General features: G+C 68.2%; 31 protein-coding genes. 1 reads left to right on the forward strand and 30 read right to left on the reverse strand.

Features of this window, described 5'->3' with window-relative positions:
- Positions 1-151: 151 nt before the first annotated feature.
- From mscL to ACFVHV_RS16615, 26 genes are all read right to left on the reverse strand, one after another.
- Complete coding sequence (mscL, locus tag ACFVHV_RS16490) at positions 152-577, reverse strand: large conductance mechanosensitive channel protein MscL (RefSeq protein ID WP_359897506.1); 426 nt, start codon at positions 575-577, stop codon at positions 152-154.
- Positions 578-708: 131 nt separating this feature from the next.
- Complete coding sequence (gene map / locus ACFVHV_RS16495; protein ID WP_359897507.1) at positions 709-1,548, reverse strand: type I methionyl aminopeptidase; 840 nt, start codon at positions 1,546-1,548, stop codon at positions 709-711.
- A 117-nt stretch (positions 1,549-1,665) separates the two neighbouring features.
- Positions 1,666-2,319 carry an adenylate kinase gene (locus ACFVHV_RS16500; protein WP_359897508.1) on the reverse strand — a complete coding sequence of 218 codons (654 nt, stop codon included), beginning with the start codon at positions 2,317-2,319 and terminating at the stop codon, positions 1,666-1,668.
- Positions 2,319-3,629 (reverse strand): preprotein translocase subunit SecY, encoded by a 1,311-nt coding sequence (secY, locus tag ACFVHV_RS16505; protein ID WP_359820423.1) that lies wholly within the window; start codon positions 3,627-3,629, stop codon positions 2,319-2,321. The genes ACFVHV_RS16500 and secY overlap by 1 nt, the downstream gene beginning before the upstream one ends.
- Before the next feature lie 310 nt (positions 3,630-3,939).
- A complete protein-coding gene (rplO, locus tag ACFVHV_RS16510) occupies positions 3,940-4,392 on the reverse strand; it encodes a 50S ribosomal protein L15 (protein WP_255752515.1) in 453 nt (150 codons plus the stop codon).
- A 2-nt stretch (positions 4,393-4,394) separates the two neighbouring features.
- Positions 4,395-4,577, reverse strand: coding sequence for a 50S ribosomal protein L30 (gene rpmD, locus ACFVHV_RS16515; protein ID WP_030055835.1), 183 nt, complete (start codon positions 4,575-4,577; stop codon positions 4,395-4,397).
- Positions 4,577-5,200 (reverse strand): 30S ribosomal protein S5, encoded by a 624-nt coding sequence (rpsE, locus tag ACFVHV_RS16520; protein ID WP_030055834.1) that lies wholly within the window; start codon positions 5,198-5,200, stop codon positions 4,577-4,579. Before rpsE ends, rpmD begins: the two co-directional genes overlap by 1 nt.
- Positions 5,201-5,248: 48 nt before the next feature.
- Entirely contained in the window at positions 5,249-5,632 is a 384-nt protein-coding gene (rplR, locus tag ACFVHV_RS16525) for a 50S ribosomal protein L18 (protein WP_030280785.1), read from the reverse strand.
- 3 nt (positions 5,633-5,635) lie between these two features.
- A complete protein-coding gene (rplF, locus tag ACFVHV_RS16530) occupies positions 5,636-6,175 on the reverse strand; it encodes a 50S ribosomal protein L6 (protein ID WP_030393304.1) in 540 nt (179 codons plus the stop codon).
- 22 nt (positions 6,176-6,197) lie between these two features.
- Entirely contained in the window at positions 6,198-6,605 is a 408-nt protein-coding gene (gene rpsH, locus ACFVHV_RS16535) for a 30S ribosomal protein S8 (RefSeq protein WP_033824224.1), read from the reverse strand.
- Positions 6,606-6,873: 268 nt separating this feature from the next.
- Positions 6,874-7,059 (reverse strand): type Z 30S ribosomal protein S14, encoded by a 186-nt coding sequence (locus ACFVHV_RS16540; protein WP_030393303.1) that lies wholly within the window; start codon positions 7,057-7,059, stop codon positions 6,874-6,876.
- 4 nt (positions 7,060-7,063) lie between these two features.
- Positions 7,064-7,633: a 50S ribosomal protein L5 gene (gene rplE, locus ACFVHV_RS16545; protein ID WP_030393302.1), complete on the reverse strand. Its 570-nt coding sequence runs from the start codon at positions 7,631-7,633 to the stop codon at positions 7,064-7,066.
- Positions 7,633-7,944: a 50S ribosomal protein L24 gene (gene rplX, locus ACFVHV_RS16550; protein ID WP_030055828.1), complete on the reverse strand. Its 312-nt coding sequence runs from the start codon at positions 7,942-7,944 to the stop codon at positions 7,633-7,635. The genes rplE and rplX overlap by 1 nt, the downstream gene beginning before the upstream one ends.
- A gap of 15 nt (positions 7,945-7,959) precedes the next feature.
- Entirely contained in the window at positions 7,960-8,331 is a 372-nt protein-coding gene (gene rplN / locus ACFVHV_RS16555) for a 50S ribosomal protein L14 (RefSeq protein WP_030393301.1), read from the reverse strand.
- Positions 8,332-8,433: 102 nt separating this feature from the next.
- A complete protein-coding gene (rpsQ, locus tag ACFVHV_RS16560) occupies positions 8,434-8,706 on the reverse strand; it encodes a 30S ribosomal protein S17 (RefSeq protein WP_030055826.1) in 273 nt (90 codons plus the stop codon).
- Positions 8,706-8,930 (reverse strand): 50S ribosomal protein L29, encoded by a 225-nt coding sequence (rpmC, locus tag ACFVHV_RS16565; RefSeq protein WP_063348970.1) that lies wholly within the window; start codon positions 8,928-8,930, stop codon positions 8,706-8,708. Before rpmC ends, rpsQ begins: the two co-directional genes overlap by 1 nt.
- Positions 8,930-9,349 (reverse strand): 50S ribosomal protein L16, encoded by a 420-nt coding sequence (gene rplP, locus ACFVHV_RS16570; protein ID WP_030055824.1) that lies wholly within the window; start codon positions 9,347-9,349, stop codon positions 8,930-8,932. Before rplP ends, rpmC begins: the two co-directional genes overlap by 1 nt.
- 5 nt (positions 9,350-9,354) lie before the next feature.
- Entirely contained in the window at positions 9,355-10,179 is an 825-nt protein-coding gene (rpsC, locus tag ACFVHV_RS16575; RefSeq protein ID WP_359820416.1) for a 30S ribosomal protein S3, read from the reverse strand.
- Positions 10,179-10,526: a 50S ribosomal protein L22 gene (gene rplV, locus ACFVHV_RS16580; RefSeq protein WP_030055822.1), complete on the reverse strand. Its 348-nt coding sequence runs from the start codon at positions 10,524-10,526 to the stop codon at positions 10,179-10,181. The genes rpsC and rplV overlap by 1 nt, the downstream gene beginning before the upstream one ends.
- A gap of 57 nt (positions 10,527-10,583) precedes the next feature.
- On the reverse strand, positions 10,584-10,865 hold the full coding sequence (gene rpsS, locus ACFVHV_RS16585) for a 30S ribosomal protein S19 (RefSeq protein WP_030055821.1): 282 nt from the start codon (positions 10,863-10,865) through the stop codon (positions 10,584-10,586).
- A gap of 11 nt (positions 10,866-10,876) precedes the next feature.
- Positions 10,877-11,713, reverse strand: coding sequence for a 50S ribosomal protein L2 (gene rplB, locus ACFVHV_RS16590; protein WP_320440637.1), 837 nt, complete (start codon positions 11,711-11,713; stop codon positions 10,877-10,879).
- Between the two features lie 43 nt (positions 11,714-11,756).
- The gene (gene rplW, locus ACFVHV_RS16595; RefSeq protein ID WP_030280768.1) at positions 11,757-12,074 is read right to left on the reverse strand and encodes a 50S ribosomal protein L23; all 318 of its coding nucleotides are present in this window, start codon (positions 12,072-12,074) and stop codon (positions 11,757-11,759) included.
- The gene (gene rplD, locus ACFVHV_RS16600) at positions 12,074-12,751 is read right to left on the reverse strand and encodes a 50S ribosomal protein L4 (protein WP_359897509.1); all 678 of its coding nucleotides are present in this window, start codon (positions 12,749-12,751) and stop codon (positions 12,074-12,076) included. The genes rplW and rplD overlap by 1 nt, the downstream gene beginning before the upstream one ends.
- Positions 12,752-12,756: 5 nt before the next feature.
- Positions 12,757-13,404 (reverse strand): 50S ribosomal protein L3, encoded by a 648-nt coding sequence (gene rplC / locus ACFVHV_RS16605; RefSeq protein ID WP_189916064.1) that lies wholly within the window; start codon positions 13,402-13,404, stop codon positions 12,757-12,759.
- 14 nt (positions 13,405-13,418) lie between these two features.
- Positions 13,419-13,727, reverse strand: coding sequence for a 30S ribosomal protein S10 (rpsJ, locus tag ACFVHV_RS16610; RefSeq protein WP_012785157.1), 309 nt, complete (start codon positions 13,725-13,727; stop codon positions 13,419-13,421).
- Between the two features lie 392 nt (positions 13,728-14,119).
- Positions 14,120-15,931: a hypothetical protein gene (locus ACFVHV_RS16615; protein ID WP_380351756.1), complete on the reverse strand. Its 1,812-nt coding sequence runs from the start codon at positions 15,929-15,931 to the stop codon at positions 14,120-14,122.
- A 432-nt stretch (positions 15,932-16,363) separates the two neighbouring features.
- On the opposite strand from ACFVHV_RS16615, the gene ACFVHV_RS16620 reads away from it, so the two are divergent.
- Positions 16,364-17,980, forward strand: a complete 1,617-nt coding sequence (locus tag ACFVHV_RS16620; protein ID WP_380351758.1) for a hypothetical protein — start codon at positions 16,364-16,366, stop codon at positions 17,978-17,980.
- Positions 17,981-18,067: 87 nt separating this feature from the next.
- Here ACFVHV_RS16620 and ACFVHV_RS16625 read toward each other — a convergent pair whose 3' ends face one another.
- From ACFVHV_RS16625 to ACFVHV_RS16640, 4 genes are all read right to left on the reverse strand, one after another.
- Positions 18,068-18,973 (reverse strand): glycosyltransferase, encoded by a 906-nt coding sequence (locus ACFVHV_RS16625; protein ID WP_359897513.1) that lies wholly within the window; start codon positions 18,971-18,973, stop codon positions 18,068-18,070.
- A gap of 4 nt (positions 18,974-18,977) precedes the next feature.
- The gene (locus ACFVHV_RS16630; protein ID WP_359897514.1) at positions 18,978-19,376 is read right to left on the reverse strand and encodes a DUF2304 domain-containing protein; all 399 of its coding nucleotides are present in this window, start codon (positions 19,374-19,376) and stop codon (positions 18,978-18,980) included.
- Positions 19,373-20,062, reverse strand: coding sequence for a glycosyltransferase family 2 protein (locus ACFVHV_RS16635; protein ID WP_359897515.1), 690 nt, complete (start codon positions 20,060-20,062; stop codon positions 19,373-19,375). Before ACFVHV_RS16635 ends, ACFVHV_RS16630 begins: the two co-directional genes overlap by 4 nt.
- 68 nt (positions 20,063-20,130) lie before the next feature.
- Complete coding sequence (locus ACFVHV_RS16640; protein ID WP_359897516.1) at positions 20,131-21,447, reverse strand: hypothetical protein; 1,317 nt, start codon at positions 21,445-21,447, stop codon at positions 20,131-20,133.
- Positions 21,448-21,450: the final 3 nt, after the last annotated feature.

A 21,450-nucleotide genomic window follows, 5' to 3' on the forward strand; every position in this document is an offset into this window, starting at 1 on the left:
ACGCTCGTGCGAACCTGGGTTCACCCCTCCCCCGGGGGGAAGAGGGCGCGCTGAAGCACGCTACGAGTGAGCCGACGGTCCATCCTACGCCAGCGCGTCCGACGGACCAAAACGGGGGTCCCGGAAAGCGGTCACCGTCACACCCGTCGCGTCAGGCCTTGGCGACGACCACCAGCGGCTCGACGTGGGCGGTGCAGGCCGAGCAGCGGCGGGCGGCCTCGGGGATCTCGGTCAGGCACTCGGGGCAGGGACGCTTCGGCGTCTTCGGCTTCTTCGGCATGTAGCGCGCGGTCGCCTTGGTGATCGGCAGCACCACGCAGAAGTACAGCACCGCGGCGGTCATGAAGAACGCGATCAGCACGTTGAGGAACTGCCCGTACGGAAAGGTCACCCCCGCGATGTGCGCCTTGTACGAGCTGAAGTCGCCGGCCGCACCGACCACCACGCCCACCAACGGGGTGAGGAAGGCGGACACGAAGCCGGTCACCACCGCGGTGAACGCGGCACCGATGACCACACCGACCGCCATGTCGACGACGTTGCCGCGCATCATGAAGTCGCGGAATCCCTTGAGCACTTACTCTCTCCTGCTCGCTCGTGAGCCACTACGGACCCTGCCAGCCGATAAAAATAGGACAAAAGCCCTGGAGGTCCAAACCTCCAGGGCTCTGATCCCTTGTCAGCAGCGGCAGTTGGGCGCCGTGGCGACTACGCGAGGGGGTCCGGAGCTGCGGTGATGCCCAGCTTGGCCAGCTCCGCCCTGCCGCCGTCGAAGGCGGTCAGCACCAGCGGTCCCTGCTCGGTGACGGCCACCGAGTGCTCCCAGTGCGAGGCCCAGGTGCCGTCGTTGGTGACGACCGTCCACTCGTCGTCCAGCACGGTGGTGTGCGGGGTGCCGAGCGAGACCATCGGCTCGATCGCCAGCACGGTGCCGGGGACCAGCTTCGGGCCCTTGCCGCGGCCGCGCTCGACGTAGTTCAGCACGTGCGGCTCCATGTGCATCGCGGTGCCGATGCCGTGGCCGCCGTAGCCCTCGGTGATGCCCCATTTGCCCTTCGGCGGCAGCGGCTGGCGACGGATGAAGCCCTCGATCGCCTTGGAGACGTCCACCAGGCGGTTGTTCTTCTTCATCTGGGCGATGCCGGCCCACATCGAGCCCTCGGTGACCCGGCTCAGCATCTCGACCTCCGGGCTGACCTCGCCGACCGCCACCGTGATGGCCGAGTCGCCGTGCCAGCCGTCCAGGATGGCGCCGCAGTCGATCGAGATGACGTCACCCTCCTGGAGCACCCGCTCGCCGGGGATGCCGTGCACGACCTCGTTGTTCACCGAGGCGCAGATCACGCCCGGGAACCAGAGCCCGCCGTGGTGGGCCCGGAAGTTCGAGGTGGCACCGTGGCCGGTGATGACCTTGTCCGCGACGTCGTTGAGCTCCTGGGTGGTCACCCCGGGGACGACCGCCTCGCGACAGGCCTTCAGGGCCTCGGCGACGACCAGCCCGGCCGCTCGCATCTTCGCGATCTGCTCGGGGGTCTTGATCTCCACCATCTGGTCACGCCTTCCAAGTCCGGATTACCACTGCTACCACCGTACGACGCCGAAACGGCCGGGCCACCCGCGAGGGGCGGGCGACCCGGCCGTACCGTCGTACGTTCGCCGAGAGACTCAGCTGTCCCGCTTCAGCGCCTCGATGGCGCGGGAGGTGACCTCGTCCACCTTGCCGAGGGCCAGGATGGTCACCAGCAGCCCCTGCTCCTTGTAGTAGCCGATGATCGGCTCGGTCTCCGTGTGGTAGACCTCCAGGCGGGTGCGCACCGCCGCCTCGGTGTCGTCGGAGCGCTGGTAGAGCTCGCCACCGCACTCGTCGCAGACACCCTCCTCCTTCGGCGGGTTGTACGCGACGTGGAACACGTGGCTGCCGTTCTTGCGGCACAGGCGACGGCCCGCGATCCGCTTGACGACCTCGTCCTCGGGGACCTCCAGGTCCAGGACGCCGTCCAGCTTGATGCCCTTCTCGGCGAGAAACTCGTCGAGCGCCTCGGCCTGGCCCAGGTTGCGGGGGAAGCCGTCGAGCAGGAAGCCGTTCTCGGCGTCCGCCTGGAGCATGCGGTCCTTGGCCATCCCGATGGTGACCTCGTCCGGTACCAGGCGGCCGGCGTCCATGTAGCCCTTGGCCTCGAGCCCCAGCGGGGTGCCCTGGCCGATGTTGGCACGGAACAGGTCGCCGGTGGAGATGTGCGGGATGGACAGGGTCTTGGCGAGCAGGTGCGCCTGAGTACCCTTCCCGGCCCCGGGAGGACCAACGAGGACGATACGCATCAGCGGAGGAACCCTTCGTAATTGCGCTGCTGGAGCTGGCTCTCGATCTGCTTCACAGTTTCGAGTCCGACGCCGACGACGATGAGCACGCTGGTGCCGCCGAACGGGAAGTTGGTCTGCTGTCCGAAGGCGACCAGGGCGATCATCGGGATCAACGCGATCAGGCCCAGGTAGAGCGAACCCGGCCACGTGATACGGGTCAGCACGTAGTTCAGGTACTCGGCCGTCGGTCGGCCAGCCCGGATACCCGGGATGAACCCACCATACTTCTTCATGTTGTCGGCAACTTCTTCGGGGTTGAAGGAGATGGCGACGTAGAAGAACGCGAAGAAGACGATCAGCAGGAAGTAGGTGGCCATGTAGATCGGGTGGTCACCCTTGACGAAGTTCGTCCGGATCCACGTGGCCCAGCCTGCCTGGCTGTTGGTCAGCTGGACCACCAGGGCGGGGATGTACAGCAGCGACGAGGCGAAGATGACCGGGATGACACCGGCCTGGTTCACCTTGAGCGGGATGTAGGTCGAGGTCCCGCCGAACGCGCGGCGCCCGATCATCCGCTTCGCGTACTGGACCGGGATCCGGCGCTGGGCCTGCTCGACGAAGATGACCAGCATCACGACGATGACGCCGACCGCGACCACCGAGAGGAACTCGACCCAGCCGCCGCCGATGGTGCCGGACTGCTTGATCGCCCACATCGAGGACGGGAACTGGGCCGCGATCGAGGTGAAGATCAGCAGCGACATGCCGTTGCCGATGCCGCGGTCGGTGATCAGCTCGCCGAGCCACATGATGACCGTCGTGCCGGCGGTCATGGTGAGCACCATGACGGCGATCCGGAACACGCCGGTGTCCGGGACGATCTGGTTGGCCAGCGGGCAGCCGGAGAACAGCGCACCGCTGGAGGCCGTCGCCACGATGCCGGTGCCCTGGAGCACGGCGAGCGCGATGGTCAGGTAGCGGGTGTACTGGGTGATCTTGGCCTGGCCGGCCTGTCCCTCCTTCTTCAGCATCTCCAGTCGCGGGATCACGACGGTGAGGAGCTGGAGGATGATGCTCGCCGTGATGTACGGCATGATGCCGAGGGCGAAGATCGTCAGCTGGAGGAGCGCGCCACCGCTGAACAGGTTGACGAGTCCGAAGAGGCCGCTGTTCTTGGTCTCCTTCACGCACTCGTTCACGGCCGTGAAGCTCACGCCCGGGATCGGGATGTGCGAGCCCAGGCGGAACAGCACCATGATGCCCAGCGTGAACAGCAGCTTCTTGCGCAGGTCGGGCGTCTGGAACGCCCGCGCGAACGCACTGAGCACGGTGCCTCCTGCGCCTCCCGCGCGTCGTCGGCGGGAGGGTCGGTCCTGAATGGGGAGTTTGGCGGTTCGGGCTCCCGTACAGACGGCACAGGCGAGCCTACGCGCAGCCTACAAGGGAACTCCACGGACTCTAACAGTGCGCAGCCACTCGGAAGAAGCGCGTACCACCCCTCCCCCACTCATGGGGTACGGGATGCCCGGGTTTGCCACACAAAAGAACGAGCGCCGTCCGGCCGGATATCCCCGGGAACGGCGCGAGCCCCGCACCTCCCGGAGGAGGTGCGGGGCTCGAAGCCGGTTGTCAGCGGGCTCAGACGAGCTCGGTGACCGTACCGCCGGCGGCGGTGATCTTCTCGGCGGCCGAGCCGGAGACGGCGTCGACCGTCACCTGCAGGGCAACCGAGATCTCGCCGGTGCCGAGCACCTTGACGAGGGAGTTCTTGCGAACCGCGCCCTTGGCGACCAGGTCCTCGACCGTGACCTCTCCACCCTGCGGGTAGAGCTCGGCCAGCTTGTCGAGGTTGACGACCTGGAAGGTGATCTTGAACGGGTTCTTGAAACCCTTCAGCTTCGGCAGGCGCATGTGGAGCGGCATCTGGCCACCCTCGAAGCGCTGCGGAACCTGGTAGCGGGCCTTCGTGCCCTTGGTACCACGACCAGCGGTCTTACCCTTGGAGCCCTCACCACGACCCACGCGGATCTTGTCGGTCTTGGCACCCGGGGCGGGACGCAGGTTGTGGATCTTGATCGGGTTGTCGCCCATGATCAGTCCACCTCCTCAACCGTCACCAGGTGACGGACCGTGTGGGCCATCCCGCGAATCTCGGGACGGTCCTCCTTGACCACCACGTCGTGCATGCGCTTGAGACCAAGCGAACGCAGGGTGTCACGGTGGTTCTGCTTGCTGCCGATGTACGACTTGGTCTGCGTGATCTTCAGGCGAGCCATCAGGCGCTCACCCCAGCAGCACGCGCCCGCAGCAGAGCGGCGGGGGCCACGTCCTCCAGCGGCAGACCACGACGGGCGGCGATCTCCTCGGGGCGCACGAGGCCCTTCAGAGCGGCCACCGTGGCGTGCACGATGTTGATCGCGTTGTCCGAGCCGAGCGACTTCGACAGGATGTCGTGGATGCCGGCGCACTCCAGGACGGCGCGCACCGGACCACCGGCGATAACACCGGTACCGGGGGCGGCGGGCTTCAGCAGCACGACGCCGGCGGCCTTCTCACCCTGGATCGGGTGCGGGATGGTGCCCTGGATACGGGGGACCTTGAAGAAGTTCTTCTTGGCCTCCTCAACACCCTTGGCGATGGCGGCCGGAACCTCCTTCGCCTTGCCGTAACCGACACCCACGGTGCCGTCACCGTCGCCCACCACGACCAGCGCGGTGAAGCTGAAGCGACGACCACCCTTGACAACCTTGGCGACACGGTTGATCGCGACGACGCGCTCGACGTAAGCGGTCTTCTCGACGGCGGGGGCGTTGCCCCGGTCGTCACGCTTACGGTCGCGCCGCTCGCCACCGCCGGTGCCACCGCCGGCGCCGCTACCGCGGCGCTGGGGTCCAGCCATTGGAATTACCTCTCTCGTTTACGTCCGTCGACAGAGTCGACGAGCGGCTTAGAAGTCGAGCCCGGCCTCGCGGGCCGCGTCCGCCAGGGCGGCGATGCGGCCGGCGTACCGGTTGCCCGCGCGGTCGAAGACGACCGACTCGATGCCGGCGGCCTTGGCGCGCTCGGCGACCAGGCTCCCGACCTTCTTGGCCAGCTCGGTCTTGTCGCCCTCGGCGCCCTTGATGGACACGTCGAGGGTGGACGCCGACGCCAGGGTGTGACCCTTGGCGTCGTCGATGACCTGGGCGACCATGTGACGGTTCGAGCGCGTCACGACGAGGCGCGGACGCACCTCGGTGCCGACGACGCGCTTGCGAACGCGGATCGCGCGGCGCTTGCGAGCGGCGCTCTTGTAGGCGTTGCCCTTGCCGATCTTGACAGAGACACTCATCGCTTACTTACCACTCTTTCCGACCTTGCGGCGGATGACCTCGCCCGCGTACTTGACACCCTTGGCCTTGTACGGGTCCGGCTTGCGCAGCTTGCGGATCTTCGCGGCGACCTCGCCGACCTTCTGCTTGTCGATGCCGTCCACGTGGAACTTGGTGGCCGACTCGACGACGAAGGAGATGCCCTCGGGCGCCTCGACGAGGATCGGGTGGCTGTAGCCCAGCTGGAACTCCATGTCGGAGCCCTTCGCCAGAACTCGGTAGCCGACACCGCTGATCTCCAGCGACTTGCGGTAGCCCGCGGTCACGCCGGTGATCATGTTCGCCACCAGCGTGCGGGTCAGGCCGTGCAGGGCCTTCGACTGACGCTCGTCGTTGGGGCGGGTGACAGCCAGAATGCCGTCCTCGCCCTTGCCGATCTCGATCGGCGCGGCGACGACGTGGGTGAGGGAGCCCTTCGGGCCCTTCACCGAGACCGTCTGGCCATCGATGGTGACGTCCACGCCAGCGGGGACCTGGATGGGCAGCCGTCCAATGCGCGACATTGCTGTACCTCCGTTTCCCGAATTACCAGACGTAGGCGAGAACTTCTCCGCCTACGCCCTTCTTGGCGGCCTGCTTGTCGGTCAGGAGGCCGGAGGACGTGGAGATGATCGCCACGCCCAGGCCGCCGAGAACCTTCGGCAGGTTGGTGGACTTTGCGTAAACGCGCAGACCCGGCTTGCTGATGCGCTTGATGCCGGCAATGGAGCGCTCACGGTTGGGGCCGAACTTGAGCTCGATGGTCAGCTTCTTGCCGACCTCGCCCTCGACGGGCTCCTCAACCTTGTAGGAGGAGATGTACCCCTCCTGCTGCAGGATCTCGGCGACGTGCGCCTTGATCTTGCTGGCCGGCATCGCCACGGTGTCGTGGTACGCCGAGTTCGCGTTACGCAGACGCGTGAGCATGTCTGCGATGGGGTCGGTCATGGTCATGATGGCCTCAGGCCTCTCTCGCCGCGGTTTCTCCGCGCCAGGTCCCCCTTACGCACTCTTCCGAGTTCGTCAGGGGCACAAGCGCAGGGGACCTGCGACGTCGTAAGACTGGGTGCGAGCCCTCCCTTGAGAGGGCCACGGACGTCCATGGGGAAGCCGTGGCAGGGGGCCCGACCCCACTACCTTACGGGAATCCGTACGGCAGGCCCAAAACGGGCCGGTGTGGGATCGGGCACCTCTGCTTCGCTGTGTGCCTAAAGCGCCTTGATTACCAGGAGCTCTTGGTCACGCCCGGCAGCTCGCCGCGGTGCGCCATCTCACGGAGGCAGACACGGCACAGGCCGAACTTGCGGTACACCGAGTGCGGACGGCCGCAGCGCTGGCACCGGGTGTAGGCCCGGACGCCGAACTTCGGCTTCCGCTCGGCCTTCGCGATGAGGGACTTCTTCGCCATTGGCTCACGCCTCCTTGAACGGGAAGCCCAGAGCGCGCAGGAGCGCCCGGCCCTCGTCGTCGGTCTGAGCGGTGGTCACGACGGTGATGTCCATACCGCGCTGACGGTCGACCTTGTCCTGGTCGATCTCGTGGAACATAACCTGCTCGGTCAGACCGAAGGTGTAGTTGCCACGGCCGTCGAACTGCTTCGGGGAGAGGCCGCGGAAGTCACGGATTCGCGGCAGGGCCAGCGAAACCAGACGGTCCAGGAACTCCCACATGCGGTCACCGCGGAGGGTGACGTGCGTGCCGATCGGCTGGCCCTCGCGCAGCTTGAACTGCGCGATGGACTTGCGAGCCTTGGTCACGGCCGGCTTCTGACCGGTGATCGCGGTCAGGTCTCGGATCGCGCCCTCGATCAGCTTGCTGTCACGGGCGGCCTCGCCGACACCCATGTTGACGACGACCTTGACCAGGCCGGGCGTCAGCATGACGTTCTCGTACGAGAACTGCTCCTGCAGCTGACCCTTGATCTCGGAGTTGTAACGCTCCTTGAGACGGGGGGTCACCTTCTCAACAGTCGTCTCAGACATCAGATGTCCTCACCGGTTCGCTTGGCAACGCGGATCTTGTTGCCCTCGTCATCGAAGCGGTAGCCAACGCGGGTGACGACCTTCTTGCCGTCCTTCTCCACGACCAGCTGGACGTTGGAGACGTGCACCGGGGCCTCGACGGTGACAATGCCACCCTGAGTGCCCGGGCCCGGCTTGGTGTGCTTCTTGACCCGGTTCACACCCTCGACCAGGACCTTGTTCTCGGCGGGCATGGCCTGGATGACCTTGCCCTGCTTGCCGCGGTCCTTGCCGGTGATGACCTGAACCAGGTCACCCTTCTTGATCTTCATGCTGTTCGCCATGAGTTAGAGCACCTCCGGCGCAAGCGAGATGATCTTCATGAACTTCTTGTCACGCAGCTCGCGGCCCACCGGGCCGAAGATGCGGGTGCCACGGGGGTCACCATCGGTGTTCTTCAGAACAACCGCGGCGTTCTCGTCGAAGCGGATGTACGAGCCATCCGGACGACGACGCGACTTCACGGTACGGACGACGACGCACTTGACGACGTCACCCTTCTTCACCGAACCGCCGGGGATCGCGTCCTTGACGGTCGCGACGATGACGTCCCCGATACCGGCGTAGCGACGACCGGAGCCACCGAGAACGCGGATGCAAAGGATTTCCTTCGCGCCCGTGTTGTCGGCGACACGCAGTCGCGACTCCTGCTGGATCACAGCTTTCTCCTGATCGTCAACGAGAGCTGACGGGCCGACCGCTGCTCACACCGGCGTCCCGCAGGGACCCGCTGCACATACGGCCGTACCACATCGGCTTCGTTACTTGGCCTTCTCGAGGATCTCGACGACGCGCCAGCGCTTCGTCGCGGACAGCGGGCGGGTCTCCGCGAGGAGGACCCGGTCGCCGATGCCGCAGGCGTTCGCCTCGTCGTGCGCCTTCAGCTTGTTCGTACGGCGGATGACCTTGCCGTACAGAGCGTGCTTGACGCGGTCCTCGACGGCGACGACGACGGTCTTGTCCATCTTGTCGCTGACGACGAGACCCTCACGGGTCTTGCGGAAACCGCGCGTCTCGTTGGTGTTCTCAGTCATCAGGCGTTCTCCACCGTCTCGATGCCCAGCTCGCGCTCGCGCATCAGGGTGTAGATCCGCGCGATGTCCTTGCGGACGAGCTTCAGCCGTCCGTGGTTGTCGAGCTGCCCGGTCGCCGCCTGGAAGCGGAGGTTGAACAGCTCCTCCTTGGCCTCACGGAGCTTGGCAACGAGACCCTCGTTGTCCAGCTCGCGGAGGTCAGCAGCCTTGGTGCCGGCCGACATCAGCTCTCACCTGCCTCGCGCCGGATGATCCGGCACTTCATCGGGAGCTTGTGAGCTGCGCGGGTCAGCGCCTCACGAGCCACCTTCTCGTTGGGGTACGACAGCTCGAACATGACCCGACCCGGGTGCACGTTCGCGATCCACCACTCGGGCGAACCCTTACCGGAACCCATGCGGGTCTCGGCCGGCTTCTTGGTGAGCGGACGGTCCGGGTAGATGTTGATCCAGACCTTGCCGCCACGCTTGATGTGACGGGTGACGGCGATACGAGCGGACTCGATCTGCCGGTTCGTCACGTAGGCCGGGGTGACGGCCTGGATGCCGTACTCGCCGAACGCGAGCTCGGTGCCACCCTTGGCAGCGCCGCGGCGCTTGGGGTGGTGCTGCTTGCGGTGCTTGACCCGACGGGGGATCAGCATTGGGGTCAGGCCTCCGTTCCGGTGTTCTCGGCAGCCGGAGCCTCGGCGGCCGCGGCCGCGGGGGCCTCGGCAGCGGCGGGGCGACGGCCACGGCCACCGCGCTCGCCACCACGGCGGTCGCCACCGCGGGCGGGACGACCACCCTCGGGACGGGCCGGGCGGTTGCCCGAGCGGGCAGCGGCGTTCTCAGCGCGGACCTCGGCGATGTTCTTGACGTCGCCCTTGTAGATCCAGACCTTCACGCCGATGCGGCCGAAGGTGGTCTTGGCCTCGAAGAAGCCGTAGTCGACGTTCGCACGCAGGGTGTGCAGCGGCACGCGACCCTCGCGGTAGAACTCCGAACGGCTCATCTCGGCGCCGCCGAGACGACCGGAGCACTGGACCTTGATGCCCTTGGCGCCGGACTTCATGGTGCCCTGCATCGACTTGCGCATGGCACGGCGGAAGGAGACGCGCGAGGACAGCTGCTCCGCGACGCCCTGAGCCACGAGCTGGGCGTCCAGCTCGGGGTTCTTGACCTCGAGGATGTTCAGCTGGACCTGCTTGCCGGTCAGCTTCTCGAGGTCGCCGCGGATGCGGTCGGCCTCGGTGCCACGGCGACCGATGACGATGCCGGGGCGGGCGGTGTGGATGTCGACGCGGACGCGGTCGCGGGTGCGCTCGATCTCAACCTTCGAGATGCCGGCGCGCTCCATGCCCTTCGTCATCATGCGACGAATGGCAACGTCTTCCTTGACGTAGTCCTTGTACAGCTTGTCGGCGTACCAGCGGGACTTGAAGTCCGTGCTGATGCCGAGGCGGAACCCGTGCGGGTTAACCTTCTGGCCCATTACCGGGTCCCTTCCTTGCTGCTGACGACCACGGTGATGTGGCTGGTCCGCTTGCGGATCCGGTAGGCGCGGCCCTGGGCACGCGGGCGGAACCGCTTCAGGGTCGGACCCTCGTCAACGTACGCCTCGCTGATGACGAGGTCGTCCACGTTGGAGTGGTTGTAGTTGTGCGCGGCGTTGGCAATGGCGCTGTCGAGCACCTTGCCGACCGGCACGGTGGCGGCCTGCGGAGCGAAACGCAGGACGGCCTGGGCCTCCGTGGCCGGCAGGCCACGGATGAGGTCCACCACGCGGCGGGCCTTCATGGGCGTGACGCGGATGTACCGCGCCTGGGCCCTGGCTTCCATGGTTGTCCCCTTAATGGAGTAAGTCATTGAGTCGTTCTGGCGGTGAAGCTCAGGCGACTAGCGACGCTTCGACTTGCGGTCGTCCTTGACGTGGCCGCGGAAGGTGCGGGTCGGAGCGAACTCGCCCAGCTTGTGGCCGACCATCGACTCGGTGACGAACACCGGGACGTGCTTGCGACCATCGTGAACCGCGATCGTGTGGCCGAGCATGGCCGGGAAGATCACGGAGCGACGGGACCAGGTCTTGATGACGTTCTGGGTACCCGCCTCGTTCTGCGCGTCCACCTTCTTGAGAAGGTGGCCGTCGATGAAGGGGCCCTTCTTGAGACTGCGCGGCATCTGACCTGCTCCTAGCGCTTCTTGTTGGTCTTGCGGCGGCGCACGATGAGAGCGTCCGACGCCTTCTTCGGGCGACGGGTACGACCCTCCTTCTGGCCCCACGGCGAGACCGGGTGGCGACCACCGGAGGTCTTACCCTCACCACCACCGTGCGGGTGGTCGATCGGGTTCATGGCCACACCACGCACGGTCGGGCGAACGCCCTTCCAGCGCATACGGCCGGCCTTGCCCCAGTTGATGTTCGACTGCTCGGCGTTGCCGACCTCGCCGACGGTCGCGCGGCAGCGCGCGTCCACCAGGCGGATCTCGCCGGAGGGCATGCGCAGGTGCGCCATCTTGCCCTCACGCGCCAGCAGCTGGATGCCGGAGCCGGCGGAGCGGGCCAGCTTGGCACCGCCACCGGGACGCAGCTCCACCGCGTGGATGGTGGTACCGACCGGGATGTTGCGCAGCGGCAGGTTGTTGCCCGGCTTGATGTCGGCGCCAGCGCCGTTCTCGATCCGGTCACCCTGCGCGATGCCGCGCGGCGCGATGATGTAGCGCTTCTCGCCGTCCGCGTAGTGCAGGAGCGCGATGCGCGCGGTGCGGTTCGGGTCGTACTCGATGTGCGCGACCTTGGCCGGCACGCCGTCCTTGTCGTGACGACGGAAGTCGATCACGCGGTAGGCGCGCTTGTGACCGCCACCCTGGTGGCGAACGGTGATCCGACCGGCGTTGTTACGGCCGCCCTTGCTGTGCAGGGGGCGAACCAGCGACTTCTCCGGCGTGGACCGCGTGATCTCTACGAAGTCGGCCACGCTGGAGCCACGACGGCCCGGCGTAGTCGGCTTGTACTTGCGGATGCCCATTTGGCTCTCTCGTCCTCGTCCTTATCGACGATCACGATCTCCGTTAGGAGACCGGACCACCGAAGATGTCGATGCGGTTGCCCTCGGCCAGCGTCACGATGGCGCGCTTGGTGTCCTTGCGCTTGCCAAAGCCCGTCTTGGAGCGCTTGCGCTTGCCCTGACGGTTGATCGTGTTGACAGCCTCGACCTTGACCGAGAAGACCGCCTCGACGGCCTGCTTGATCTGGGTCTTGTTGGCGCCCGGCGACACGATGAACGTGTACTTGTTCTCGTCGAGAAGGCTGTAGCTCTTCTCGGAGATGACCGGCTTCACCAGGACGTCACGGGGGTCCGTGAACGTCTTGCTCGTAACGTCGCTCATCAGGCGGCGCTCCCTTCGAGCTCGCCCTCAGCGGCAACGGCCTTGGCGGACGCGGCCGGACCGGCCACGAAACGCTCGAAGGCGGCCTGGGTGAAGACCACATCGTCGGAGACGAGCACGTCGTAGGTGTTCAGCTGACCGGCGTCCAGGATGTGCACGTGCGGCAGGTTACGAGCGGACTTCAGGCCCAGCTCGTCCTCGCGCTCGACGACCAGGAGGACGTTCTTGCGCTCGGTGATCTTGCCGAACAGGCCCTTGGCGGCCTTGGTCGACGGCACCTCGGCCGCGACCACGTCGGTGACGACGTGGATGCGGTTGTGGCGGGCCCGGTCGGTGAGCGCACCGCGCAGAGCGGCGGCGATCATCTTCTTCGGGGTCCGCTGCGAGTAGTCGCGCGGCACGGGACCGTGCACGACGCCACCGCCGGCGAACTGCGGCGCACGGGTCGAGCCCTGACGGGCGCGGCCGGTGCCCTTCTGGCGGTACGGCTTCTTGCCGCCGCCACGGACCTCGCCACGAGTCTTGGTCTTGTGGGTGCCCTGACGGGCCGCAGCGAGCTGCGCCACGACGACCTGGTGCATCAGCGGAACGCTGACCTTCGCGTCGAAGATCTCGGCCGGCAGCTCGAGGCTGCCGGTCTTGTCACCCGAGGGCGACAGGATGTCAATGGTGCTCATATCCTTCACAGCCCCTTCGCCGCGGTGCGGACGAGGACGAGGCCGCCGTTCGGGCCCGGGATCGCACCCTTGATCAGGAGCAGACCCTTCTCCGCGTCAACCGCGTGCACGGTCAGGTTCTGGGTGGTCACACGCTCGTGACCCATCCGGCCGGCCATCTTCAGGCCCTTGAACACGCGGCCCGGGGTGGCGCAGCCACCGATGGAACCGGGCGAACGGTGCTTGCGCTGCACGCCGTGACCGGCGCCGAGGCCCCGGAAGTTGTGGCGCTTCATGACACCGGCGAAGCCCTTGCCCTTGGAGGTGCCGGTCACGTCGACCTTGACACCCGCCTCGAACAGCTCGGCGGTGATCTCCTGGCCCAGGGTGTACTCGGACGCGTCCGAGGTACGCAGCTCGACCAGGTGGCGGCGCGGGGTGACACCGGCCTTGGCGAAGTGACCCGCGAGGGGCTTGTTCACCTTGCGGGGGTCGATCTCGCCGAAGCCGATCTGGACGGCGTCGTAGCCGGCCGGGCTGTCGGCGGTGTGGACCTGGGTCACGACATTGGGCCCAGCCTTGACGACGGTCACCGGGACGACCCGGTTGTTCTCGTCCCAGACCTGGGTCATGCCGAGCTTCTCGCCCAGGATGCCCTTAATCTGCTTAGCCATCTTCGGTGCGCCTCTCAGAGCTTGATCTCGATGTCGACGCCGGCCGGCAGGTCGAGACGCATCAGCGAGTCAACCGTCTTCGGCGTGGGGTCGAGGATGTCGATCAGACGCTTGTGAGTACGCATCTCGAAGTGCTCGCGCGAGTCCTTGTACTTGTGCGGCGAGCGGATGACGCAGTACACGTTCTTCTCAGTGGGCAGCGGCACCGGGCCCGCGACCTGCGCACCAGTACGGATCACCGTCTCGACGATCTTCTTCGCCGAAGAGTCGATGACCTCGTGGTCGTAGGCCTTGAGCCGGATGCGGATCTTCTGTCCCGCCATGGCTACTCAGTAGTCCTTTGTCCTTAGTCACTGCACGACAACCCTCCGACCCCCGCGCTCGGGCGTGTCGCACTCGCGCTTGCAAAAAACCAACGAATCACTTCGTCGGTTTAGAACTTTCGGGGTTGGGGGCGCCGGGTCGAGGCCCCGCTCACGCTTCCCGGAAGATTCCCGTACTTTCGCCCCGCAGCTGCCGTGGCGTAGAACTCACGCTTGACGGCCATCACGGGAACGACGAGTACATGGGACTCGCTTCCAGTCCTCCCGGCGGGAGGCGCGCAGCATCGGCACTCAACCGAGCAACTTGGACATACTGCCACATGGAGCAGCCCGGATGCCAATCGGGGCCGGTGAGGCGCTCCTCACCGGCCCCGATGGGGTGAACGCCCTGGTCAGTCCTTGCGCCAGAGCACCCAGCCGCGGTCCTTGTTGTACTTCGCGACGTGCCAGCCGGGCTTCGGATCCGGCCAGCTGGCCTCCGGCGGGGCGTCCTTGCCGGTGGCCGCCAGGAACGCGGTGGCCTTCTCCGGCGGGGTGTTGCCGCCCTTGACGTCGTCCGTCCAGACCCGGCCCCAGTAGACCTCGTAGGCCATCGCCATCCGGGTGTCCCAGTCGAGGTCCCAGTCCAGGACCACGTTGTCGCCCTTGCGCAGGCCCGCCTCCTTGGCCACGCCGACCGCCTGGTACTTGCGGAACTTGGCGTGCGGCTCGGAGACGTTGTCGGTGATGGCGACCGTCGCGTAGGCCGCGAACAGCGTCAGGCAGGCCACCACCGCGGCGACCACCCGGCGCCCGCCGGCCACCCGCAGCAGCAGGCAGGCGGCCAGCACCGCCAGCGCGCCGAAGCTCGTCCGGATCATGTGCAGGCCGTCCCAGGTCGAGGCCAGGAACATCGCGTCCGGCACCGTCCACGGGCTGATCCAGAGCTTGAGCGCGGCACCCGCGTACGCGCCGACCGACAGCTGGATGACACCGATCACCACCGTGCCGACCAGCGCCATCCACAGCAGCGCACGGACCCCGGCCCGGAACAGCGCGGTCAGGCCGACCACCAGGAACAGCGGCACCAGCACCGCGCAGTACCGGGCGTACACCCAGTTGTCGGTCCGGTCGTTGTCCGCCAGGCCGGCCGCCGAGGCCAGCGCGGTGCCGAACAGCATCGCCACCATGGTGAAGGCCACCACCCGCTCGGCCACCGAGTACCGGCGCCGGAACACCACCACCACGCACAGCACGAGGGCGATCGCCCCGAAGCCGTACGTGGAGGTCATGAAGTACCACAGCTGCCCGAACGTGCGGGCGACGATCGTGCCGATGTACTTGCTGTCCTCGAGGTTCTCGAAGACCTTGTTGCCGACGTCGCTCGGCGGCACGTCCTTGAACCGGCTCTCGACGAAGCCGGCCAGCAGCTTGGCGCCCAGGTACGACACCCCGAGCGCGCCGACGCCGGCCAGCGAGGCGAGCCGCGGCGCCCAGCCGAGGACCAGCACCACGACCAGCACCAGCCCCGTCAGCGCCACGACCACGCCGCCCCGGTCGTGGGTGGCCATCGTGTAGCCGGCCGCCAGGCCCATCCCCGCCGCGTACAGCGCGCGGCGGCGCGCCGTGCCGGGCGAGAGCCAGCCGTGCATCGCGAGCACCCAGGCCAGCAGGAGCACCGGCAGCACGGTGTCCGACATGACGAACTGGGAGTAGAAGACCACCGGCGGCACCACCGCCACGGCGGTGCCCACCAGGTACGCCTGCGGCCGGGACAGGCCCAGCCGGCGCGCCGCCACCACGGCCAGCGGGAACACCAGCGCGTTGAGCACCGCGTTGATGCCCATCACCAGGTGGTACGCGGTGGCCGGGTTGTCGGCGATCCGCAGCGCCGGCGAGATCAGCAGCGGGTAACCGCCCGGGATCACCACGCCGACCGGCATCTCGGTGGTCGGCCGGCCGGCCAGCACCCGCGCTATCACCAGGTACGAGTCCTCGTCGGCGTGCACCGACGGGAAGTAGTTGTGGATCGACAGCACCAGGCGGAACGCCACCTGCGCGCCGTACCCGAGCAGCAGGGCCGCCGGCCAGAACCAGCGGTGGGCGGCGAGCGCCCGCAGCCGGACCGGCACGACCTGGGCCGGGGTGCCGGGCGCGCTCCCGTCGCCGCCCTCACCCCGGCGCGGCCCGTCGGACGTGTGGGCAGAGTCGATCAGCGGCTGCACCGAGACACTTCCCTACTTGTATGAGTTGACGATCTCGTCATGGCCGGTTCCGGACGGCGCGCCACGGGTCCTGCCACCACGCGTCGAAGCGCATCGGCAGTGTGCCACGCGGTGATCGGCCGGAGCCAACGCACTCCTCGCCCCTGGACGACAACGACCCGCCGGGGAACGGTGGTTCAGCCCGCGCTGATCCCCCGATCGAGGTGCTGGCAGAATCGCGGTGTCCGGCCACCGAAACCACACACCGCCCCCGCGTCCACGTGCTGCGGGAAGCAGAAGGACCGAACAGTGACGACGAGCGTCCAGCCCGCCCCCGCCTCGGGCAGGCATCAGGGCATACCGCCCAGCCAGAGGAGACGGGCAGCCGCTCTTCGCCTCCCCGCTGTCCTCTGGGCCGCGGAGATCCTGACCGCGGCCACGGCGGCGCTGTTCATGACCGGTCTGGCATGGACCGTCCACCTGAACCCCATGTCGAGGATCGGCCAGGTCAGCGGCCTCGCCGCGCTCCAGCTCCGGCTCCTGCTGCTCGTCGGCCTCGTCGTCCTGGTCCTGGTGCCGGCGATGCGCCGCTGGGCGGACCTCCCGGTGCGGTTCGCCGCCGCCGCGGTCGCGGGCCTGTCCTCCGGCGTCCTGGCCGCCGGCATCTCGCTCGCGCTGCGCGACACCAACTGGCCGCTGTACGCCCAGCACGGCGACTCCGGCAGCCTCCAGGCCTGGGTCGGCGCCCTGATGGACGGCAAGTCCCTCGACGGCGCCTACCCTCCGCTGTTCCCGCACATCGTCGCCTTCATCGCCGAGCACCTCACCCACGGCCAGGTGGGCTACGCGCTCAAGCTCGCCGACCTGGCGTTCACCGCGCTGCTGGGCCCGCTCGCCTACCTGTCCTGGCGCCTGCTGCTGCCCCCGCTCTGGGCGCTCGGGATCGGCGTCACCGCCGCCCTGCCGATGGCGCAGCCGTACAAGCCGTACACCACCTTCGTGCTCGTCGCCTTCCTCCCCGTGGTGGCGAAGCTGATGCAGCTCCTCCAGCGCGCCCCGGACCTCCCGCGCCGCACCGCCGCCGTCCGCGGCGCCGTGCTCGGCCTCGGGATCGGGCTGCTGTTCCTCCTCTACTCCGGCTGGTTCGTGTGGTCCGCGGCCGGAGTGGTGGTGCTCACCCTGGTGCTGCTGCTGCGCGCCCGCCGCACCGGCGGTACCCCCGGCCTGCTCAACGCCCTGTGCGCGATCGGCGCCGCCGCCGGGGTCTTCCTGGTCGTCGCCGGCCTCTACCTGGTCCGGCTGCTCGGGTCCGCCGGCAGCACCGTCGACCGCTACTGCTACTTCGACACCTACACCGAGCCCACCTACTTCGCGATGTGGCGCGACGACCTCCCCGGCACCGACGGCCAGAGCACCTGGCCGGTCCCCGGCGAGATCGGCGGGGTCGGCCTCTTCACGATCCTCCTGCTGGTCGGCCTGGGCGTGGCGCTGGCCCTCGGGATCGGCCGGGCCACCGTGCTGACCGCCGCCGCGTGCACGGCGAGCGCCCTGCTGATGCGCTACTGGTACGCCTCCCACATGGAGCGCGACCAGGCCGTCATGCTCTACCCGCGCACCAGCGCGCAGCTGCTCTACTGCCTGCTGGTCCTCGTCGGGCTGGCGTGCTACCTGATCGTCCGCCGCCGCCAGGGCGCCCCGGCGGCCCCCGCCGCCGAGACGGCCGCGGAGACCGGACGCCGGCTCCCGCTGCGCCTCAACCCGCGCGGTGTGGCCATCGGCGCCATCTGCTCGCTGGGCCTGCTCTTCGGCATGGCCGGCTCCGCCACCGCCAGCAAGTACATGCCCGACCCGCACTGGGGCCCCGGCGCGCTGGCCTGGATCGCGCAGAGCACCGCCGACACCAAGGGGCACTGCTCGCGCTACGCGCCCAACGGCCAGTGCGACCAGCCGACGGACATCAGCAACCTGCTGGAGCCGGTGCCCGACACCGGCAAGCTCGCGTGCCCGAAGGTCAACCCGTACCCGCCGCGGCAGCCCGACCCGCTCGGCCCCTCGGGCGCGCCCTGGTAACCCGCGGCGAGGCGCCCGCGAACGGCACTGGGCCGGTAGTCCGAGTTCGGACTACCGGCCCAGTGCCGTATCAGGACCTACGAGCGGTCAGTGCCGCTCTCCGCCGGTCAGCGCGTGGCGGACCAGGACCTTGGCGCCGTCCCGCTGACCGCGCTTCAGCGCGCCCGGCAGCATGGTCAGCGCGTGCAGCCGGGAGGCGCTGCGGAACCGGGCCGCCCGGGCGGCCTTCGGCCAGCCGCGGGCGTCCATCCGCTCGGCCACCGCGTTGAAGTACCGCTCCGCCTCGGTGAACCGGGTGCCGGAGAAGGCCTGCACCGAGGACTCGCTGACGGCGTGCCGGCGGTACTGGAAGACGACGGTGGTGTTGTCCACCATCATCTGCTCGCCGCGCTCCAGCAGGTCGACGACCAGGGCCAGGTCCTGGATCACCGAGTACTCGTCACGGAAGTTGACCGCGCGCAGCGCCTCGCCCCGCCAGCAGATCGACGGGAAGTAGAGCCAGTTGCCGCGCAGCACGCTCGCGGCCAGCTCCTCGCCGCCCATCAGCCGCCGGCCCTTGACGGTCGGCGCGTAGATCTTCTCCTTGACGTTGTCCGCCAGGCCGGAACGGCTGACCTCGCCGTTGCCGTCGATGACCTCGACGCCCGGCTGCACCATGCCCAGGTCCGGGTTGGCCTTGAGGATCGACCGGACGGTCTCCAGGTAGTGCGGGTGCAGCAGGTCGTCGCAGCCCATGATGACCACGTGGTCGGCCTTGGACAGCTCCACGCACTTCTGGAAGTTCTTGGTGATGCCGAGGTTCTGCTCGTTGCGCAGGTAGCCCACCCGGTCGTCGCCGAGCGTGGCGAACCAGCCCGGGACGTCCGGCTCCTTGCCGTCGTCGATGACCGTCAGCCGGAAGTCCGGGTCGGTCTGCGCGAGGATGCTCCGCACGGCGGCCTGCATCAGCGCCACGTCGCCGTAGTACGGCAGCATGAACTCGAAGGTCGCCACGGGATCAGGCCTTGCTGCGGTCGACCGGAGCCGAGACCGGCAGGTCCAGGTCGAAGCGCTCCTCGTTCAGGCGGGCGCCCTCGTTGATCGCCACGGTGCGCGCCAGATCGGTGAGCTTCTTCTCCAGCGAGCGGAAGCGCAGGAAGGTGTTCAGGGTCAGGAAGCCCATCGCCAGCACCATCCCGTACAGCACCAGGTCGGTGCCGCGGCCGACGCCGAGCTGGTGGGCCAGCCAGGTCACGTCGGTGGGACGCAGCACCGCGTAGATGTTCACGACCACGAAGACCGAGAACGCGATGCGCTTCCAGGCGCGGGTGTTGGCACGGTCCCAACGCCGGATGAACATGTAGGCGAGAGTGACCGAGCCGAGAATGAGAACCAGCTGGATCCAGAAGAATTTCATCGGCGGCTACGCTCCCGCAGCGAGATGTCGAAGATGATGTTGACGCCGTTGATCAGGGACTGACCCTTGGCGCGTGAGTAGTCGGTGTACAGGATGTCCACCGGGAGCTCGGCGACCCGGAGGTCCGAGCCGGCGAGGAAGCTGACGATCTCCGACGCGTGTGCCATGCCGTTCATGGTGATCCGCAGCCGGCCGGCGGCCTCGCGGTTCAGCACCCGCAGGCCGTTGTGGGAGTCGGTCAGCTTGAGCTTGCGGGCGGTCGGGCTGACGGTCGCCGCGGTGCGCAGGACGACCCGCTTGATCCACGGCACCTGCCCGTTCTGCTCGATGAAGCGCGAGCCGAGGACCACGTCCGTGTCGCCCTCCCGCAGCAGGGCGACCATCTTCTCGACGTCGGCGGTCTGGTGCTGACCGTCCGCGTCGAAGGTGGCGAAGTACTTGGCGCCCGGCTGGGCCAGGGCGTAGGCCAGGCCGGTCTGGAGGGCGGCGCCCTGACCGAGGTTGACCGGGTGGCGCACCAGGTGCGCGCCCGTCTCCATGATGTGCTTGGCCGAGTCGTCGCCGCTGCCGTCATCGACCACCACGATGTTCGGGAACGTCTTTCGCGCCCCCTCCACAACGTCGGCGATCACCTGGCCCTCGTTGTAGGCCGGGATCACCAGCCAAACATCGTCGTACTGGGACACGGAGGCTCCATGAATGGGGTCTGGCCCGCGCTGCTGCGCGGCGATCTGAAGATGAGGGGCGGACACGGTCATTCACCGGCCGTCCGGCTGCTCAGCACCGCGGCGTTCGGGTCCCCCGGCTGCTGGACGAGGCCGGCGGAATTCGTCGCCGAACGGGCGAAACTCTGCCTCAGCACCGCCAGCATACCGAGGACGGTGGCCACGGAACCCGCCGTGTACGCAAGGATCACGCGGGTGGACACCTCGCCCGGCAGGAAGGTCACCCCGGCGAGGACCGCGGTGCCGAGCGCCCAGCAGAGCAGCTGAAGGTTGTGCCGCTTGAATACCATCAGCGCCTGGCCGAGCACCATCGCGAACATGTACGCCACGGTTCCGGCGGACAACCAGAAGAAGTCGAGGCAGCCGAGCACCGGCTTGGCGCCGAACAGCACCTGGATCAGCCACGGGCCGAGGGCGACCGCCGGGATCCCGCCGAGCACGCCGAGCGCGCCCACCACGACACCGATCTTCTTGAGCATCCCGGTGAAGGCCGCCCGGTCCCCGACCGCGATCGCGGCGGAGAGGCCGTTCAGCAGCGAGGCCTGGAGCGAACCGAAGACGAACAGCGGCACCCGGGCCAGCACCAGCGCGTTGAGCAGGGCGGCGATCAGCGCGGAGTCCGAGGGCGCGAGCAGCTTGGTGCTCACCACGGCCGCGTTCACCACGACCTGCGAGAGCAGCGTCGAGCAGATCAGCAGGCCCAGCCCGGAGCAGAGTTCGGACCAGCCGACCTGCTCACCGGGCTTCACCGCGCGCAGCAGCGGCGGCAGCGTGGCGATCGTGGCGAGGATCGGCGCGACGGCCAGGATCAAGCTGAACGCGAGCGCCGAGTGCACCCCGGCCACGCCGCAGGCGAAGGCCAGGCCGATCCGCAGGCCGCCGTCCAGGCCGAGCTGGGTGCCGTACGCGCCGAAGCGGCCGAGGCCGGCCAGCACGCCACGGGTGAGGTAGCAGACGGCCATGCCGGTGAAGGCCCCGCCGAGCGCCAGCACCAGCGAGCGGTCGCCGTGGAACATCGACCGGGCGATCGGGCCGGAGGCGGCGCCGAGGACGATCAGGGTCGCCCCGAGGATCCCGCCGGTGAGCAGGGCCGCCCGGCGCAGGACCGGCGCGGCACCGTGGCCGAGCGCCGCGCGCGCCGCGACGATCCGGGTGAGCTCCTGCTCGATCGGGAAGAAGACGCCGATGCCGACGGACATCACGATCGTCCACAGCAGCGAGACGTTCGCCATGTCGTCGACGGACAGGCTGTGGCCCGCCACCCCGAGGTGGATGTAGTTGGCGGCACCCAGGACGACGGTGCCGCCGGCCACCGCCAGGGTTCCCGGCGGTAGCGCGGCAGCCACCTT

It is taken from the genome of Kitasatospora sp. NPDC127116, assembly GCF_042677365.1.
Classification (GTDB): domain Bacteria; phylum Actinomycetota; class Actinomycetes; order Streptomycetales; family Streptomycetaceae; genus Kitasatospora; species Kitasatospora lactacystinica.

What these genes read in the sequence shown, in the direction of transcription:
- map (WP_359897507.1), bottom strand. Translation starts at nt 1,548, where the DNA reads ATGGTGGAGATCAAGACCCCCGAGCAGATCGCGAAGATGCGAGCGGCC.
- ACFVHV_RS16500 (WP_359897508.1), bottom strand. Translation starts at nt 2,319, where the DNA reads ATGCGTATCGTCCTCGTTGGTCCTCCCGGGGCCGGGAAGGGTACTCAG.
- rplO (WP_255752515.1), bottom strand. Translation starts at nt 4,392, where the DNA reads ATGGGCGACAACCCGATCAAGATCCACAACCTGCGTCCCGCCCCGGGT.
- rpmD (WP_030055835.1), bottom strand. Translation starts at nt 4,577, where the DNA reads ATGGCTCGCCTGAAGATCACGCAGACCAAGTCGTACATCGGCAGCAAG.
- rpsE (WP_030055834.1), bottom strand. Translation starts at nt 5,200, where the DNA reads ATGGCTGGACCCCAGCGCCGCGGTAGCGGCGCCGGCGGTGGCACCGGC.
- rplR (WP_030280785.1), bottom strand. Translation starts at nt 5,632, where the DNA reads ATGAGTGTCTCTGTCAAGATCGGCAAGGGCAACGCCTACAAGAGCGCC.
- rplF (WP_030393304.1), bottom strand. Translation starts at nt 6,175, where the DNA reads ATGTCGCGCATTGGACGGCTGCCCATCCAGGTCCCCGCTGGCGTGGAC.
- rpsH (WP_033824224.1), bottom strand. Translation starts at nt 6,605, where the DNA reads ATGACCATGACCGACCCCATCGCAGACATGCTCACGCGTCTGCGTAAC.
- ACFVHV_RS16540 (WP_030393303.1), bottom strand. Translation starts at nt 7,059, where the DNA reads ATGGCGAAGAAGTCCCTCATCGCGAAGGCCGAGCGGAAGCCGAAGTTC.
- rplE (WP_030393302.1), bottom strand. Translation starts at nt 7,633, where the DNA reads ATGTCTGAGACGACTGTTGAGAAGGTGACCCCCCGTCTCAAGGAGCGT.
- rplX (WP_030055828.1), bottom strand. Translation starts at nt 7,944, where the DNA reads ATGAAGATCAAGAAGGGTGACCTGGTTCAGGTCATCACCGGCAAGGAC.
- rpsQ (WP_030055826.1), bottom strand. Translation starts at nt 8,706, where the DNA reads ATGACTGAGAACACCAACGAGACGCGCGGTTTCCGCAAGACCCGTGAG.
- rpmC (WP_063348970.1), bottom strand. Translation starts at nt 8,930, where the DNA reads ATGTCGGCCGGCACCAAGGCTGCTGACCTCCGCGAGCTGGACAACGAG.
- rplP (WP_030055824.1), bottom strand. Translation starts at nt 9,349, where the DNA reads ATGCTGATCCCCCGTCGGGTCAAGCACCGCAAGCAGCACCACCCCAAG.
- rpsC (WP_359820416.1), bottom strand. Translation starts at nt 10,179, where the DNA reads ATGGGCCAGAAGGTTAACCCGCACGGGTTCCGCCTCGGCATCAGCACG.
- rplV (WP_030055822.1), bottom strand. Translation starts at nt 10,526, where the DNA reads ATGGAAGCCAGGGCCCAGGCGCGGTACATCCGCGTCACGCCCATGAAG.
- rpsS (WP_030055821.1), bottom strand. Translation starts at nt 10,865, where the DNA reads ATGCCGCGCAGTCTCAAGAAGGGCCCCTTCATCGACGGCCACCTTCTC.
- rplB (WP_320440637.1), bottom strand. Translation starts at nt 11,713, where the DNA reads ATGGGCATCCGCAAGTACAAGCCGACTACGCCGGGCCGTCGTGGCTCC.
- rplW (WP_030280768.1), bottom strand. Translation starts at nt 12,074, where the DNA reads ATGAGCGACGTTACGAGCAAGACGTTCACGGACCCCCGTGACGTCCTG.
- rplD (WP_359897509.1), bottom strand. Translation starts at nt 12,751, where the DNA reads ATGAGCACCATTGACATCCTGTCGCCCTCGGGTGACAAGACCGGCAGC.
- rplC (WP_189916064.1), bottom strand. Translation starts at nt 13,404, where the DNA reads ATGGCTAAGCAGATTAAGGGCATCCTGGGCGAGAAGCTCGGCATGACC.
- rpsJ (WP_012785157.1), bottom strand. Translation starts at nt 13,727, where the DNA reads ATGGCGGGACAGAAGATCCGCATCCGGCTCAAGGCCTACGACCACGAG.
- ACFVHV_RS16620 (WP_380351758.1), top strand. Translation starts at nt 16,364, where the DNA reads ATGACCGGTCTGGCATGGACCGTCCACCTGAACCCCATGTCGAGGATC.
- ACFVHV_RS16630 (WP_359897514.1), bottom strand. Translation starts at nt 19,376, where the DNA reads ATGAAATTCTTCTGGATCCAGCTGGTTCTCATTCTCGGCTCGGTCACT.